Below are 15,207 nucleotides of genomic sequence, written 5' to 3' on the forward strand. Positions count from 1 at the left end.
GGCTTTGTTCCCCTACCCCGCCCCTTCCCGAAACCGGGGAGACCCCGGACCCCAACCCGGCTCCGCCGGGTGTCCTCAAACGCCGGACGGGCTGAAATCAGCCCGTCCGGCGTTTGAGGACAGCGCGCGAAGCGTGCTTCGGGGTCTGGGGCGAAGCCCCCCACGCGGCGGAGCCGCACATCAGACGCAGCCGGGAAGGGGCGGGGGCTGGGGAACAAGCAGCCCGTCCGGCGATTGAGGACGAGCGCCGCAGGCGCTGCGCGTAAGCCGACGCACAGCGACCCCACCCCCGGGTCAATGAGTCGCGTGCCACACCCACCCCCGCGTTCCCCCACCGCCGCGTCGGATAGCCTGACGCCGGATCTCTTGACACCGAGAGAGATCCCCACAAATGGGCAGGGACACCCAACCCCAGTTCGCAGCAGGAGATCGCCATGACCCGCACTCCCGTCAATGTCACCGTCACCGGCGCGGCCGGTCAGATCGGCTACGCGCTGCTCTTCCGCATCGCCTCCGGCCAGCTGCTCGGCGCGGACGTGCCGGTCAAGCTCCGCCTGCTGGAGATCCCGCAGGGGCTGAAGGCCGCCGAGGGCACCGCCATGGAGCTCGACGACTGCGCCTTCCCGCTGCTGCGCGGCATCGACATCACGGACGACCCGAACGTCGCCTTCGCCGGTGCGAACGTCGCGCTGCTCGTCGGCGCCCGCCCCCGCACCAAGGGCATGGAGCGCGGTGACCTGCTGGAGGCCAACGGCGGCATCTTCAAGCCGCAGGGCAAGGCGATCAACGACCACGCCGCGGACGACATCAAGGTCCTCGTCGTCGGCAACCCGGCCAACACCAACGCCCTGATCGCCCAGGCCGCCGCGCCGGACGTCCCGGCGGAGCGCTTCACCGCGATGACCCGCCTGGACCACAACCGCGCGATCTCGCAGCTGGCGCAGAAGACCGGCACCCCGGTCTCCGAGATCAAGAAGCTGACGATCTGGGGCAACCACTCGGCCACCCAGTACCCCGACATCTTCCACGCCGAGGTCGCCGGCAAGAACGCCGCCGAGGTCGTGAACGACCAGGCGTGGCTGGCCGACACCTTCATCCCGACCGTCGCCAAGCGCGGTGCCGCGATCATCGAGGCCCGTGGCGCCTCGTCGGCCGCCTCCGCTGCCAACGCCGCGATCGACCACGTGCACACCTGGGTCAACGGCACCGCCGCCGGCGACTGGACCTCGATGGGCATCCCGTCGGACGGCTCCTACGGCGTGCCCGAGGGCATCATCTCCTCCTTCCCGGTCACCACGAAGGACGGCAAGTACGAGATCGTCCAGGGCCTGGAGATCAACGAGTTCTCCCGCGCCCGCATCGACGCCTCCGTGCAGGAGCTCGTCGAGGAGCGCGACGCGGTGCGCGCCCTCGGCCTCATCTGATCGACCCTATTCGTACGGGCGTGCAGACGTACGCCCGTACGCGTCGATTTTCGGCCCGTCATTTGCCCCCGGCAGGGGGTCGGTGGCGGGCCTTCTGGCTTATTCTGAGTTCTCCGAAAATACGTCAACTGCCGTGTATTCGCGGGTCAGTTCGACGATCGGGGGACCTGCATGTCAGCAAACGCCCGACACGATTCCCGGACCGAGGCCACCAGGCTTCTCTGCGCCGGGACCTACCTGGACATCGAGTTCCGCCGCCGCGTCATCGAGGAGCTGGTGGAACACGAGGAAAGACCCATCGCACCCTCGCTCGGCGTGGACGTCGTGCCGGTGCTCACCCACGCGCTTCGCGCCCGTAAACAGGACGCCCAGACGGCGCTGTTACTCCTCGCCCTCTGGGCGGCCTTCATCGGTGTCGACTTCGCCACCTCCGGGGACGGCGTCCCGCCCGTCTGGGCGGCGCTCTACGCCGGAGTGTGCTTCATCCAGTGGTCCGCGCACGCCGCCGCGGGCCGTGGATCCGCCGTCTACGTGGTGGACAAGCGCACCCTGCGCGAGGCGCTGAAGGGGCACCCGGCACCCCTGCGCGTGCTGGTGCCCGTGATCCCGCCGCTGGTCGTGCTCGCCTACTGGCTCTTCGCGGTCTCCAGCCTCGTCGAGGGCGCGGGCAACTGGCTCGCGCTGATCTTCCCCCTCGTGCTCGTGCTCCCCGTGTGGATGCACCGCTCCCGGGTGGCGGCCGTGATGCGCGCCGAGCTCGGCCGCAGGGCCTTCGCGCACGCGCCGCGCGCGGTGCCGGAGACCCGGCACCACCTGCGGATCGCCCAGGCCATCGACCGCGAGCAGTACGCGGGCCTGACCATCTACGACCCGACCCGCCCCTTCATCGGCATGGGCCGCCCCTACGAGCCCTGGTCGTTCGCCCTGGAGCTCAAGCGGCGCAAGGACGCGGGCCCGGCCGGCGGCCCTGCGGCGCCCTTCACCGGCCGCACCGTCGTGGAGCTCGTACGCCCCCGTCTGGAGGCGCTGCGCAAGGGTGCCGCCGAGACCAGCCGGGACCGGCTGAAGGATCTGGAGATCGAGGAGTTCGTCTATCTCCCGGTCGGCCCGCCGCGCCCCCGCCTCGACTACGCGGACGCCACCGTGCTGCGGCACCTCGCCGAGTCGGTCGACGAGGGCGGCGAGGCGCGCCGCTACTTCCTCCGGGTGCGCGTCGGCGCCTGGGACGAGCAGGTCGTGGTCTCCGTGCTGGTCCGGGTGCACACCCAGGGCGGCATGCTGGTGCTGGAGGTCGTGCCGCACGTCCTGACGCCGATCAAGCCGGAGTTCCGGGCGGTCGACGTGATCGCCTCCCGCGGCGAGGACGACGTGCTGCGCGACGGCGTACGGGCCCTGCTCAGCGGCCCCGCCGCCGGCTTCGCGGCCGCCGTCTCCACCGTCCGCTCCGCCGTCTCCGGCTTCCGCACCTGGCTCGCCGACCCGCAGCGCGCGGTGCCGGACGGCCCGGCGGGGTCCGTGCGGGAGATGGCCGGGACGCCGGGGGTCTCGCTGTTCCAGGAGATGGACATCAGCCGCTATGTGAAGACGGTCCAGGACCGCATCGCGAGCGGCGTACGGGACGCCCTGCGCTCGCAGGGCTTCGAGACCGACCAGTTCGAGCAGCAGATCGTGCAGATCAGCGAGGGCGGCGTCTTCATCGGCTCGATGAGCGGCGGTGCGGTCGCCGCGGGCGCCGGGGCACAGGCGAAGAACACGGCGAAGAGCGGGGCATCATGACGGAGCGGAACCAGCACGGACACGACGGGGAAGGGCGGGGCGGCGGCATCGCCATCGGGCGGATGACCGGCGGCGCGGTCGCCAGCGGCCGGCAGGCGCGGGCGGAGGACCGCTCGGAGCGCGTTGCCCGGCCCGCGCCCGGAGGGGGCGCGTTAGCGCCTGTGCCGGGGCGCGCGCCCGGCGAAGGCGGCGTCGCGGTCGGCGAGTTGGAGGGCGGCGCGGTCGCCGCGGGGCACGGGGCCGAGGCGGTGGACGCCGCGCGCGAGCCCCTCCCGGTGCCGGCCGCACTGCTGCTGGCCGTACGGGAACTGCGCGGCCAACTGCCCCTGCTCGCCCGGAGCGAGGACGACGGCCTCGACGCGGTCGACGAGGAGCTCGCCGATCTGGAGGAGGAGGCCACGCGCACCGGCCGCGCCGACCGCGGCCGGCTGGAGCGGCTGCGGTCCCTGCTGACCGGCGGCGCCACGGTGGCGGCGGGCCTGGCGTCGGCGCTCGCCGTCGTCCAGGCGATCACCCAGCTGCTGGCGTGAGGGGGCGGGCACATGAGTCGCTGGGACGCGGATCTCCAGCAGTGGGTGGACGACGACCCGCCACCCCGCAGGCCACACCACCACGGCCCCCATGAACCGACCGAGCCGGACATCCTGCTGGGCCCGGTGCCCCCGGACGACCTCGCCACGGGCCCCTCGCACGCGGCGATCCTGGCCGGTGTGCTGGCCGGAGTCGTCCTGGCGGGCGGCATCGGCGTCGGCATCTGGGAGCTGACACGCGACGACGGGGGCGGCAGCACCCCTGGAGGCGGCGTCCCGTCCGCCCCCACCGCCCCCGTGACCCCCGGCCCGTCCTACGACGGCTCCACGGTCACGGGCGGTCTCACGGGCGGTCTCACGGGCGGTCTCACCGGCGGTCCGACGTACGCGCCGCCGACGGACCTGCCCACCGGGCAGTCGACGTACGACTCGCCCAGCCCGTACACGGGCACGGGCACCGGCAGCGCCCCCGCGGGCTACGCGCGCACCAAGGACCCCTCGGGCTTCACGCTCGACGTGCCGCAGGGCTGGCAGCGCAGCACGGACGGCACGTCCGTCTACTACCGCACGGCCGACGACGAGAGCTTCATCCAGGTCTTCGTGCTGCACGGGCCCGAGGCCACGCCGTACGACGCGATCGTGTCGACCGAGGCGAGCATGTCCAAGAACCCCGGCTACCACCGCGTCCGGATGGAGCGGACCGCCGGCGGGGCGGCGGAGCTGGAGTACACCTACACGCGCGACGACGGCAGCCCCCGGCACGTCGCCCTGCACGACCTCCTGGCCCCGGACCACCAGCAGTACGGGCTCCTGGTCGCGGGCCCGGCCGGGGACTGGGGGTCGTACGAGGGGGTCTTCCGGACCCTGCTGAGCTCCTTCTGCCCCACGGCCTACTGCACGAACGGAGGCTGACCCGGTCTCCTGCGGGCTGCCGCCCCGGCGGCGGCCCGCAGGACGCGTCGGACGCGCATAAGTGACTCCCGTCACTCTTCGCGAAAGAAGTGGCATATGTTTCCGCCTTCTGGTTAGGCGCGCCTCGTTGCCGGGCCCCGCGAGGGCCCGGCGCGGTAGTTCAGCGCCCAGCGGACCGGAAGGCAGAAAAGCATGTCGTCAGTCGAGACCATCCTTGTGGACGGGGTGTGGCGTGCCGCCACGTCCGGCGCGCAGCGGGAGGTCCTCGACCCCGCAGACGCCAAGACCCTGGCCGTGGTGGCCGAGGGCGGCGCCGACGACACCGACGCCGCGATCGCCGCCGCCCGCCGCGCCTTCGACCACGGCACCTGGCCGCGGACACCCGTCGCCGAACGGGCCGCGCTGCTGCGCCGCGTGGCCGACCTGCTCCAGCGCGACCGCGAGGCCATCGCGCTGACCGAGAGCCGGGACACGGGCAAGACCCTGGAGGAGGGCCGCGTCGACGTCGACGACGTCACCAACGCCTTCCGCTACTTCGCCGACCTCGTCATCGGCGAGGGCGGCGGCCGCGTGGTGGACGCGGGCTCGGACGAGGTGCACAGCATCGTCGTGCACGAGCCGGTCGGCGTCTGCGCGCTGATCACCCCGTGGAACTACCCGCTGCTCCAGGCGAGCTGGAAGATCGCCCCGGCCCTCGCGGCCGGCAACACCTTCGTCATCAAGCCCAGCGAGGTCACCCCGCTCTCCACCGTGCACCTCGTCCGGCTGCTGGCCGAGGCGGGCCTGCCGGACGGTGTCGCGGGCCTCGTCACCGGCGCGGGCGACCCCGTCGGCGCCCGGCTGTCCGAGCACCCGGACGTCGACCTCGTCTCCTTCACCGGCGGCCTCGCCAGCGGCGTCAAGGTCGCCCAGGCGGCCGCGCCGACCGTGAAGAAGGTCGCGCTCGAACTCGGCGGCAAGAACCCCAATGTCGTCTTCGCCGACGCCTGCGCCACCGAGGAGGACTTCGACACCGCCGTCGACCAGGCCCTCAACGCCGCGTTCATCCACAGCGGCCAGGTCTGCTCGGCCGGCTCCCGCCTCATCGTCGAGGAGTCCGTCAGCGAGCGGTTCGTCGCCGAACTCGCCCGCCGCGCCGAGAAGATCAGGCTGGGCCGGGGCACCGAGGAGGGCGTCGAGTGCGGCCCGCTCGTCTCCGCCGCGCAGCTCGACAAGACCGAGGCGTACGTCGCCTCCGCGCTGGCCGAGGGCGCCGCGCTGCGCTGCGGCGGCTCCCAGCCCGAGCCGAGCGCCGTCCGCCCCGCGACCGGCTACTTCTACTCGCCGACCGTCCTCGACCGCTGCCACCGCGGCATGAAGGTCGTCCGGGAGGAGACCTTCGGTCCGATCCTCACCGTCGAGACCTTCCGCACCGAGGACGAGGCCGTCGAGCTCGCCAACGACACCGAGTACGGGCTCGCGGGCGCCGTGTGGACCAAGGACGCCGGCCGGGCCCGCCGGGTCGCCGGGCGGCTGCGCCACGGCACCGTGTGGATCAACGACTTCCACCCCTACCTGCCGCAGGCGGAGTGGGGCGGCTTCGGCAAGTCCGGCACGGGCCGCGAGCTCGGCCCCGCGGGCCTCGCCGAATACCGCGAGGCCAAGCACGTCTACCAGAACCTCGCCCCCAAGCCCGTCCGCTGGTTCGCGGGCTGACGCCCGCGTCCGCGAACGAACCGTCACGCGAAGAACCTTCCCTGCCCCCGAGGAGTACCCCCATGCCCCCCGCTGTCGAAGAGACCCGCGCGAAGATCACCGCTGACTACGTCGTCGTCGGTGGCGGCACCGCCGGATCGGTGATCGCCTCCCGGCTCGCCGAGGACCCCGGCACGTCCGTCGTCGTCATCGAAGGCGGCCCGACCGACATCGACCGCCCCGACGTGCTCACGCTGCGCCGGTGGCTCGGTCTCCTCGGCGGCGACCTCGACTACGACTACCCGACGACCGAGCAGCCGCGCGGCAACTCCCACATCCGGCACAGCCGGGCGAAGGTCCTGGGCGGCTGCTCCTCGCACAACACCCTGATCGCCTTCAAGCCGCTGCCCGGCGACTGGGCCGAGTGGGTGGCCGCGGGCGCCGAGGGCTGGGACGCTGCGTCCATGGAGCCGTACTTCACCCGGCTGCGGAACAACATCGTGGCCGTGGACGAGAAGGACCGGAACGCCATCGCCCGCGACTTCGTCGAAGCCGCGCAGGCCGCCATCGACGTGCCGCGCGTGGAGGGCTTCAACAAGAAGCCCTTCCACGAGGGCGTCGGCTTCTTCGACCTCGCCTACCACCCGGAGAACAACAAGCGCTCCTCCGCCTCCGTCGCCTACCTCCACCCGCACATCGAGGCCGGTGACCGCCCCAACCTCCGCATCCTGCTGGAGACCTGGGCGTACAAGCTCGAACTGGACGGCACCCGCGCGAGTGGCGTGCACGTGCGCACCAAGGACGGCGAGGAGGTCTTCGTCGAGGCGGGCCGCGAGGTGCTGCTGTGCGCCGGCGCCGTCGACACCCCGCGCCTGCTGATGCACTCCGGCATCGGCCCCAAGGCCGACCTGGACGCGCTGGGCATCCCCGCCGTCCACGACCTGCCGGGCGTCGGCGAGAACCTCCTGGACCACCCCGAGTCGGTGATCGTGTGGGAGACCGACGGGCCGATACCCGAGAACTCGGCGATGGACTCCGACGCGGGTCTCTTCGTGCGGCGGGACCCCGAATCCCCGGGCCCCGACCTGATGTTCCACTTCTACCAGATCCCCTTCACCGACAACCCCGAGCGCCTGGGCTACGAGAAGCCCGAGCACGGCGTGTCGATGACGCCCAACATCCCCAAGCCGCGCAGCCGCGGCCGGCTCTACCTCACCAGCGCCGACCCGGCCGTCAAGCCCGCCCTCGACTTCCGCTACTTCACGGACGAGGAGGACTACGACGGCCGCACCCTCGTCGACGGCATCAAGATCGCCCGTGAGATAGCCAAGTCCGAGCCCCTGGCCGGCTGGCTCAAGCGCGAGGTCTGCCCCGGCCCGGAGATCACCTCGGACGAGGACATCAGCGAGTACGCGCGGAAGGTCGCGCACACCGTCTACCACCCCGCCGGCACCTGCCGGATGGGTGCCGCCGACGACCCGCAGGCGGTCGTCGACCCCGAGCTGCGGATCCGCGGCCTGGAGGGCGTCCGCATCGCGGATGCCTCCGTCTTCCCGACCATGCCCGCCGTGAACCCGATGATCGGCGTCCTGATGGTGGGGGAGAAGTGCGCGGAGCTGCTTGTCTCCGATACCGACAGGGGCGATGCCCGATGAACGGCGGCAGTGGCACAACCGAGGCGCCCGTCTTCTCCGTCCGCAACCTCTGGAAGGTCTTCGGGCCCAAGGCCGACCGCGTGCCGGGCGGCCCGCTGGCCGACCTCTCGCCCGAGGACCTGCGCCAGGAGGCCAACTGCACCGTCGCCGTCCGCGACGTGTCCTTCGACGTCCGCCAGGGCGAGGTCTTCGTCGTCATGGGCCTGTCCGGCTCCGGCAAGTCCACGCTGGTGCGCTGCCTGACCCGGCTGATCGAGCCGACGTCCGGCACCATCGCCATCGACGGCGAGGACGTGTGCGGCATGGACAGTGGCGCCCTGCGCGAACTGCGGCGCCACCGCGCCGCGATGGTCTTCCAGCACTTCGGCCTGCTCCCGCACCGCACCGTCCTCGACAACGTCGCGTACGGCCTGGAGATCCAGGGCGTCGGCCGGGCCGAACGCCGGGCCAAGGCGGGCGAGATGGTGGAGAAGGTCGGCCTCGCCGGCCTGGAGGGGCGCCGCCCCACCCAGCTCTCCGGCGGTCAGCAGCAGCGCGTCGGGCTCGCCCGCGCGCTCGCCGCCGACCCCGAAGTGCTCCTCTTCGACGAGCCGTTCAGCGCCCTCGACCCGCTGATCCGGCGGGACATGCAGGAGGAGGTCGTCCGCCTGCACCGCGACGAGGGCCGCACGATGGTCTTCATCACCCACGACCTGTCCGAGGCCCTGCGCGTCGGCGACCGGATCGCGCTGATGCGCGCCGGGCGCGTCGTGCAGTGCGGCACCCCGGAGGAGATCGTCGGCTCCCCGGCGGACGACTACGTACGGGACTTCGTCCGCGACGTCCCCCGCGAGCAGGTCCTCACCGTCCGCCGCGCCATGCGGGACGCCCTGCCGGGCGAGGCGGAGGCGGGCCCCGCCCTGACCCCGGCGACGACGGTCGCCGACGCGATCGAGACGGTCGCCCGCACGGGCTCCGCGGCCCGCGTCATGGACGACGGCCGCTGCCTCGGCATCGTCGACCACCGCGGCCTGCTCGGCGTGGTGGCCGGCCTGGACCGCGACGGGAAGGCGGCGGCATGAGGGTCCACGCGTATCGCGAAGTCGTGGCGAACCGGCCCGTCCGGCGGCCGCTGACGCCGTCGGCGAACGGCGCTTCGCACGACACGGGCCGCGGGGAGACGCACGGCCGGACACGGCCCAGGGCCGCCCGCCCGGACGGGAGCTGTACATGAGCCTGACGACCACCACCGCCGACACGACCCGCAAGGCGGTCGCGCCCTCGTCGTCGGCCACGCGCGGGGCCGGTTCCCCGCAGGCAGCCGCCGCCGGCCAGGACGGCCGCATCCGGCAGGCGCTGCGCGAGCGGCCCGCCGCGCGCAAGCTGCTCGTGCTGGCCCTCGCCGCGGCCGTCCTCGCGCCCGTCGCCGCCGCCCTCTGGGGCAGCGGAAGCTGGCCGCACCCGCTGACCGTCGACCTGAGCGGGCCGCTCGGCCGCGCCAACGACTGGATCATCGACAACCGCGACAGCCACTGGCTGTTCCTGTACTTCTTCGGCTACATCAGCGGCGGCATCATCGACGCCGTCCACGCCGTCTACACCGTGCTCCTCGCCCTCGGCTGGGCCGGGGTCACCGCGGGCGCCACGCTGCTCGCCTGGCGGGTCGCGGGCGTACGGGTGGCCGTCACCACCGTCGTGTCGTTCGCCGTGTGCGGGCTGCTCGGCATGTGGGTGCCCACCATGCGCACGCTCGCGCTGATGATCGTCGCCGTCGCCGCGTCCGTCGTGGTCGGCGCGCTGCTCGGCCTCGCGGCCGGTCTCTCGGACCGTACGTTCCGCGCCCTGCGGCCCGTCCTGGACACCATGCAGTCGCTGCCCGCGTTCGCCTACCTGATGCCCGTCGTGCTGATCTTCGGCATCGGCGTGGCACCGGCCGTCCTCGCGACCGTCGTCTACGCGGCCCCGCCGATGGCCCGCCTCACGGCCCTGGGCCTGCGCTCCACCGACAAGGGCGTCATGGAGGCCGTGGAGTCCCTCGGCGCGACCGGACGGCAGCGGCTGCTGACCGCGCGGCTGCCGCTGGCCCGCCGCGAGCTCCTGCTGGGCGTCAACCAGACCATCATGATGGCCCTGTCCATGGCCGTGATCGCGTCCGTCATCGGCGCGGACGGCCTGGGCGACCGCGTCTACCAGGCCCTGTCGACCGTCGACGTCGGCAGCGCGCTGGCCGCGGGCATCCCCATCGTGCTGCTGGCCATCGTCATGGACCGCACCACGGCCGCCGCGGGCGCCGAGGGCCGCACCGGCCGGCGGATCACCGGCCGTACGGCCTGGCTGCTCGCCGCGGCCGGCACCGCCGCCGTCGCGCTGGCCGGGCGGGCGCTCTCCGCGCTCAACTGGCCCGACAGCTGGAACGTCGCCATCGCCGGTCCCGTCAACGACGCCAAGGACTGGATGGTCGACCACCTCTACTCCGGCCTGCCCGGCATCGGCGGCACCGCCGACTGGGCCGCGCACTACACCGGCTGGGTCCTCGACCCGCTGCGCGACGGCCTCCAGGCCCTCCCCTGGTGGGGCGCGCTGCTGCTGGTCGCCGCCCTCGCCTGGCTGATCGGCACCTGGCGCACCGCGCTGACCGCCGTCCTCGCGCTGGCCGCGATCGGCGTGCTCGGCCGCTGGGAGATCTCCCTGGACACCCTCTCGCAGGTGCTCGCGGCCGTCGCCGTCACGCTCGTCCTCGGCTTCGCGATCGCCGTGCCCGCCGCGCGCAGCGCGCGGGTGGAGCGGCTGCTGCGCCCGGTCCTGGACGTGTGCCAGACGATGCCGCAGTTCGTCTATCTGATCCCCGTCGTCGCCCTCTTCGGCGTCGGCCGGGCCCCGGCCGCGGCGGCCGCGATCGTCTACGCGCTGCCCGCCGTCGTCCGCATCACCAGCCAGGGCCTGCGGCAGGTCAACCCCGGCGCGCTGGAGTCCGCCCGCTCGATGGGCGCCACCAGCGGGCAGCAGCTGCGTCAGGTGCAGTTCCCGCTGGCCCGCCCGCAGTTGCTGCTGGCCGTCAACCAGGCCGTCGTGCTGGTGCTGTCCGTCGTCATCATCGGCGGCCTCGTCGGCGGTGGCGCGCTCGGCTACGACGTGGTCTTCGGCCTCGCCCAGGGCGACCTGGCCACCGGCCTCGTCGCGGGCGCGGCGATCGTCTGCATGGGCCTGATGCTCGACCGGGTCACGCAGCCCACGAAGGGAGGTGCCCGTGAAGACGCGTAAGTGGATCGTGGCCGCCGGCGCCCTCGGCCTGCTCGCCGCCACCGGCTGCGGTGCGGCCGACATGACCAAGCAGGCGTCGCCGTACGCCAACGCCCAGGGCACGAAGTCCATCACCCTCTCCGTGCAGTCGTGGGTGGGCGCGCGGGCCAACGCGGCCGTCGCCAAGTACCTGCTGGAGCACGAACTCGGCTACCGCGTCGACACCGTGCAGGTGGACGAGGTGCCCGCCTGGGACGCGCTCAGCCAGGGCCGCGTCGACGCGATCCTGGAGGACTGGGGCCACCCGGACCAGGAGAAGCGGTACGTGAAGGACAAGAAGACGATCGCGCCCGGCGGCGACCTCGGGGTCACCGGGCACATCGGCTGGTTCGTCCCGAAGTATTTCGCCGACGCCCACCCGGACGTCCTGGACTGGAAGAACCTCAACAAGTACGCGTCCCAGCTGCGCACGCCCGAGAGCGGCGGCAAGGGCCAGCTGCTCGACGGCTCGCCGTCGTACGTCACCAACGACAAGGCGCTGGTGAAGAACCTCGGCCTGGACTACCAGGTCGTCTTCGCCGGTTCCGAGGCGGCGCAGATCACGCAGATCAAGCAGTTCGCCAAGGACAGGAAGCCGTTCCTCACCTACTGGTACGAGCCGCAGTGGCTCTTCAACGAGGTGCCGATGGTGGAGGTGAAGCTCCCCGAGCACACCGACTCCTGCGCGGACAAGGGCGCGGCCGACCCCTCGACCGTCGACTGCGCGTACCCGACGTCGTCGCTGAAGAAGTTCCTCAACGCCGACTTCACGCACAAGGGCGGCAAGGCGGCCCGCTTCCTGAAGAACTTCAACTGGACGAAGAACGACCAGAACGAAGTGGCCCAGATGATCGCGGAGGACAAGCTCTCCGCCGACGACGCGGCGAAGCGGTGGGTCAAGGAGCACCCGGACGTCTGGAAGCGCTGGATTCCTTAATCGGGCGCCACCCCCGGTCCGGGGCGGACCCCCGTGCCGCCCCGGACCGGGGGTGGGTGTTTCGTATCCCCGGGTCTGAGGAGGGGGCCGCCTGCCCTGGCGCTGTGTCCGGGGCCGCCCCCTCCTCCAGGCGCGCTCGCATCCAGCCGCCTTGCCCATCCCTGCGGGCGCCCGGCGTCCACAGGAGGCGGATCAGCCGGTGACGGCGGCGCGACCGGCGGCGTAGACCGCGGCCTGGGCGGCGACTCGTCGGCCGAGGTGTTCGGCGGTGGCTATGTCGGCCTTGTGGACGCCGTCCGGCCCCCGGTCGGTGTCGGTCTGCGCGCCGGCGCCCAGGTAGAAGCCGAGGCGGTTGAGGTCGTACTCGGAGGCGGTGGTGGAGTGCCAGCCGGACGGCAGGCCGAGGTTGATCCAGTGCATGCCGTGCTGGGCAGCCAGCACGGAGAAGAACTGCAGGGTGTGCAGCTTGTCGCCGCTCTTGGAGCCCGAGTTGGTGAAGCCGGCGGCGAGCTTGTCCTGCCAGGCGCGGGTCGCCCACCGCTTCGAGGTGGCCTCCGCGAAGGCGTGGAAGGCGCCGGACGCGGTGCCCATGTAGGTCGGCGAGCCGAAGACGATCGCGTCGGCGGCGTCGAGCAGGCCCCACTGCTCCTCGGTGATTTCGTCGACCTTGACCAGGTGGACGGTCGCGCCGGCCCCGGCGGCGCCCTCCCGCACGGCCTCGGCGAGCACCGCGGTGTGCCCGAACCCCGAGTGATGGGCGATGGCGACGACCGGCGGGGCGGCAGCTGCGGAAGAGGCGGTCGGGGTGGGGGTGGTCACGGCGGGGCTCCTCAAGGTCGCGCCGCGTGGCGCGGCGCGAAGCGGTCGACGAATCCAAGGAAAACGATGGAAGGGTTAACTTTTTCGGAAGGCATGGTGGGCTGGTGAGCGCTGTGCGGAAGTGTGCCGGACGGGGTGTTCAACGTCTTCGCGCGTTTGCGGCGGCGGGTAGCCGGCGCCGGCGAGAAGACCCTGAACGCCCTGGAGCGCGGCGGGCTGGTGCGCCGCAATTTCTCAGAACCTGCCTTTGACAACACGCAGTCAGCTGGGGTCGTACGCGCCCGGCGCCAGCCGGGTCGTCACGGCAATGCGGTTCCACGAGTTGATCGTGATGATCGCCGAGATCAGGTGCGCGAGCTCCTGCTCGGGGAAGTGGCGCGCGGCCCGCTCGTAGACCTCGTCCGGCACGAAGCCGTCCGTCAGGACGGTGACGGCCTCGGTGAGGGCGAGGGCCGCGCGCTCCTTCTCGGTGTAGAAGCCGTGCGCCTCCTCCCACGCGGGCAGCAGGAAGATCCGCTCCTCGGTCTCGCCCGCCTTGCGCGCGTCCTTCGTGTGCATGTCCAGGCAGAACGCGCAGTGGTTCAGCTGCGAGGCGCGGATCTGGACGAGCTCGACGAGGGACGGCTCCAGGCCCTTCGTGGCGGCCTTGTGCAGGGCGATCATCGCCTTCTGCACCTCGGGGGCGAGCTGGTGGAGGAACATCCGGGGGCTGTGGCTGTGCGTGTTCTCGTTCGTCATGCCTACGACGCTACGGCCTGGGCAGCCCACCGGTATGGTCCATTCCCGTGGAGAGAACGTGGGCCATTTCCGGTGACGGCGCGGGCGCCGACCTGCACCTCGACCTGACCGGGCCCGGCGGTGTACGGGCCTCGCTGATCCGCGCCCTGCGCGACGCCGTGCGCACCGGCAGGCTCGCCCCCGGCACCCGCCTGCCCGCCTCCCGCACGCTCGCCAAGGACCTCGGCCTGGCCCGCAACACCGTCGCCGACGCCTACGGCGAGCTCGTCGCCGAGGGCTGGCTCACCGCCCGGCAGGGCTCCGGCACCCGGGTGGCACCGCGCGCCGAGCCCGGCGCGCCCGAGCGCAGGTCACCCGTGCCCCGGACCCGCCCGCGCCCCGTCCACGACCTGCGGGGCGGCACCGCCGACGTCTCCGCCTTCCCGCGCGCCGCGTGGCTGAGCGCCGCCCGGCGCGCGCTCGCGGCGGCGCCCGCCGAGGCGTTCGGCCACGTCGACGAGCGCGGCCGCGTCGAACTGCGCACCGCGCTCGCGGACTATCTGTCCCGGGCGCGCGGCGTGCGCGCCGACCCGGAGCGGATCGTGGTCTGCGCGGGCTTCACCCAGGGACTGTCCCTGCTGAGCCGGGTGCTGCGCGAGCGGGGGACGCGCGAGCTGGGCGTCGAGGAGTACGGGCTCTGGTTCCACCACGACGCCCTCGACCGGCACGGCATCCGCCCGACCGCGCTGACCGTCGACGAATCCGGCGCCCGCGTCGAGGAGTTGGCAGACCATGAGAACCTGCGGGCCGTGCTGCTCACCCCCGCCCACCAGTTCCCCACCGGCGTGCCCCTGCACCCCGACCGGCGCGCGGCCGTCGTCGACTGGGCGGTGCGCACCGGCGGGCTGATCCTGGAGGACGACTACGACGGCGAGTTCCGCTACGACCGCCGCCCCGTCGGCTGCCTCCAGGGACTGCGCCCCGAGAACGTCGTCTACTTCGGCACCGCCAGCAAATCCCTCGCCCCGGGGCTGCGGCTGTCCTGGATGGTGCTCCCCGAGCACCTCGTGGGCGACGTCGTGGCGCTCAAGCGGGCGGGGGAGTGGAGCTCGGGCGCCCTCGACCAGCTCACCCTCGCGGAACTGATCACCAGCGGGGCGTACGACCGCCACGTCCGCGCGATGCGGCTGCGCTACCGGCGACGCCGCGACCAACTGGTGGCGGCCCTCGCCCTGCACGCCCCGCACATCCGCGTCACGGGCATCGCGGCGGGCCTGCACGCGGTCCTCACCCTGCCGGAGGGCACGGAACAGGACACGGTGCGGGCGGCGGCCTGGGAGGGCTTGGCCCTGGAGGGCTTGTCCCGCTTCCGCTTCGGCCTGTCGGCGGGGCCGGAGGGTCTGGTGGTGGGGTACGGGACGCCGCCGGCGCATGGGTTCGAGGGGGCGTTGGCGGCGTTGCTGCGGGTGTTGCCGGCGGGGTGAGGGTGCGTTGCCGGGTGCGGG

12 protein-coding genes are annotated in these 15,207 nt (G+C 72.8%); 10 read left to right on the plus strand and 2 right to left on the minus strand.

Features of this window, described 5'->3' with window-relative positions; genetic code table 11:
- The first annotated feature begins 434 nt into the window (after window positions 1-434).
- The 9 genes from ACFY1P_RS27520 (at window position 435) to ACFY1P_RS27560 (ending at window position 12,166) form a co-directional block, all read left to right on the plus strand.
- Window positions 435-1,424: a malate dehydrogenase gene (locus ACFY1P_RS27520; protein ID WP_361532388.1), complete on the plus strand. Its 990-nt coding sequence runs from the start codon at window positions 435-437 to the stop codon at window positions 1,422-1,424.
- A gap of 171 nt (window positions 1,425-1,595) precedes the next feature.
- Window positions 1,596-3,200, plus strand: coding sequence for a hypothetical protein (locus tag ACFY1P_RS27525; RefSeq protein WP_390752125.1), 1,605 nt, complete (start codon window positions 1,596-1,598; stop codon window positions 3,198-3,200).
- Window positions 3,197-3,730 (plus strand): hypothetical protein, encoded by a 534-nt coding sequence (locus tag ACFY1P_RS27530; protein WP_361532394.1) that lies wholly within the window; start codon window positions 3,197-3,199, stop codon window positions 3,728-3,730. Before ACFY1P_RS27525 ends, ACFY1P_RS27530 begins: the two co-directional genes overlap by 4 nt.
- Window positions 3,731-3,742: 12 nt before the next feature.
- Window positions 3,743-4,642 (plus strand): hypothetical protein, encoded by a 900-nt coding sequence (locus tag ACFY1P_RS27535; RefSeq protein WP_390752126.1) that lies wholly within the window; start codon window positions 3,743-3,745, stop codon window positions 4,640-4,642.
- Window positions 4,643-4,834: 192 nt separating this feature from the next.
- Window positions 4,835-6,337: an aldehyde dehydrogenase family protein gene (locus ACFY1P_RS27540; RefSeq protein ID WP_390752127.1), complete on the plus strand. Its 1,503-nt coding sequence runs from the start codon at window positions 4,835-4,837 to the stop codon at window positions 6,335-6,337.
- Window positions 6,338-6,399: 62 nt separating this feature from the next.
- Window positions 6,400-7,971 (plus strand): GMC oxidoreductase, encoded by a 1,572-nt coding sequence (locus ACFY1P_RS27545; RefSeq protein ID WP_361532403.1) that lies wholly within the window; start codon window positions 6,400-6,402, stop codon window positions 7,969-7,971.
- Window positions 7,968-9,032 (plus strand): glycine betaine/L-proline ABC transporter ATP-binding protein, encoded by a 1,065-nt coding sequence (locus tag ACFY1P_RS27550; RefSeq protein WP_361532406.1) that lies wholly within the window; start codon window positions 7,968-7,970, stop codon window positions 9,030-9,032. The genes ACFY1P_RS27545 and ACFY1P_RS27550 overlap by 4 nt, the downstream gene beginning before the upstream one ends.
- 148 nt (window positions 9,033-9,180) lie before the next feature.
- Window positions 9,181-11,211 (plus strand): ABC transporter permease subunit, encoded by a 2,031-nt coding sequence (locus ACFY1P_RS27555; RefSeq protein ID WP_361532409.1) that lies wholly within the window; start codon window positions 9,181-9,183, stop codon window positions 11,209-11,211.
- Complete coding sequence (locus ACFY1P_RS27560) at window positions 11,198-12,166, plus strand: ABC transporter substrate-binding protein (protein WP_361532412.1); 969 nt, start codon at window positions 11,198-11,200, stop codon at window positions 12,164-12,166. The genes ACFY1P_RS27555 and ACFY1P_RS27560 overlap by 14 nt, the downstream gene beginning before the upstream one ends.
- A 192-nt stretch (window positions 12,167-12,358) precedes the next feature.
- Here ACFY1P_RS27560 and ACFY1P_RS27565 read toward each other — a convergent pair whose 3' ends face one another.
- Together ACFY1P_RS27565 and ACFY1P_RS27570 are read right to left on the minus strand one after the other, a co-directional pair.
- A complete protein-coding gene (locus ACFY1P_RS27565) occupies window positions 12,359-12,985 on the minus strand; it encodes a flavodoxin family protein (RefSeq protein ID WP_390752128.1) in 627 nt (208 codons plus the stop codon).
- A 261-nt stretch (window positions 12,986-13,246) separates the two neighbouring features.
- Window positions 13,247-13,723: a carboxymuconolactone decarboxylase family protein gene (locus ACFY1P_RS27570; protein ID WP_361535494.1), complete on the minus strand. Its 477-nt coding sequence runs from the start codon at window positions 13,721-13,723 to the stop codon at window positions 13,247-13,249.
- Between the two features lie 47 nt (window positions 13,724-13,770).
- On the opposite strand from ACFY1P_RS27570, the gene ACFY1P_RS27575 reads away from it, so the two are divergent.
- A complete protein-coding gene (locus ACFY1P_RS27575) occupies window positions 13,771-15,186 on the plus strand; it encodes a PLP-dependent aminotransferase family protein (RefSeq protein WP_390752129.1) in 1,416 nt (471 codons plus the stop codon).
- The last annotated feature ends 21 nt before the right edge of the window (window positions 15,187-15,207 follow it).

Source organism: Streptomyces sp. NPDC001407 (assembly GCF_042895325.1).
In the GTDB taxonomy this organism is placed as follows: Bacteria; Actinomycetota; Actinomycetes; order Streptomycetales; family Streptomycetaceae; genus Streptomyces.

What these genes read in the sequence shown, in the direction of transcription:
- ACFY1P_RS27520 (WP_361532388.1), top strand. Translation starts at nt 435, where the DNA reads ATGACCCGCACTCCCGTCAATGTCACCGTCACCGGCGCGGCCGGTCAG.
- ACFY1P_RS27525 (WP_390752125.1), top strand. Translation starts at nt 1,596, where the DNA reads ATGTCAGCAAACGCCCGACACGATTCCCGGACCGAGGCCACCAGGCTT.
- ACFY1P_RS27530 (WP_361532394.1), top strand. Translation starts at nt 3,197, where the DNA reads ATGACGGAGCGGAACCAGCACGGACACGACGGGGAAGGGCGGGGCGGC.
- ACFY1P_RS27535 (WP_390752126.1), top strand. Translation starts at nt 3,743, where the DNA reads ATGAGTCGCTGGGACGCGGATCTCCAGCAGTGGGTGGACGACGACCCG.
- ACFY1P_RS27540 (WP_390752127.1), top strand. Translation starts at nt 4,835, where the DNA reads ATGTCGTCAGTCGAGACCATCCTTGTGGACGGGGTGTGGCGTGCCGCC.
- ACFY1P_RS27545 (WP_361532403.1), top strand. Translation starts at nt 6,400, where the DNA reads ATGCCCCCCGCTGTCGAAGAGACCCGCGCGAAGATCACCGCTGACTAC.
- ACFY1P_RS27550 (WP_361532406.1), top strand. Translation starts at nt 7,968, where the DNA reads ATGAACGGCGGCAGTGGCACAACCGAGGCGCCCGTCTTCTCCGTCCGC.
- ACFY1P_RS27555 (WP_361532409.1), top strand. Translation starts at nt 9,181, where the DNA reads ATGAGCCTGACGACCACCACCGCCGACACGACCCGCAAGGCGGTCGCG.
- ACFY1P_RS27570 (WP_361535494.1), bottom strand. Translation starts at nt 13,723, where the DNA reads ATGACGAACGAGAACACGCACAGCCACAGCCCCCGGATGTTCCTCCAC.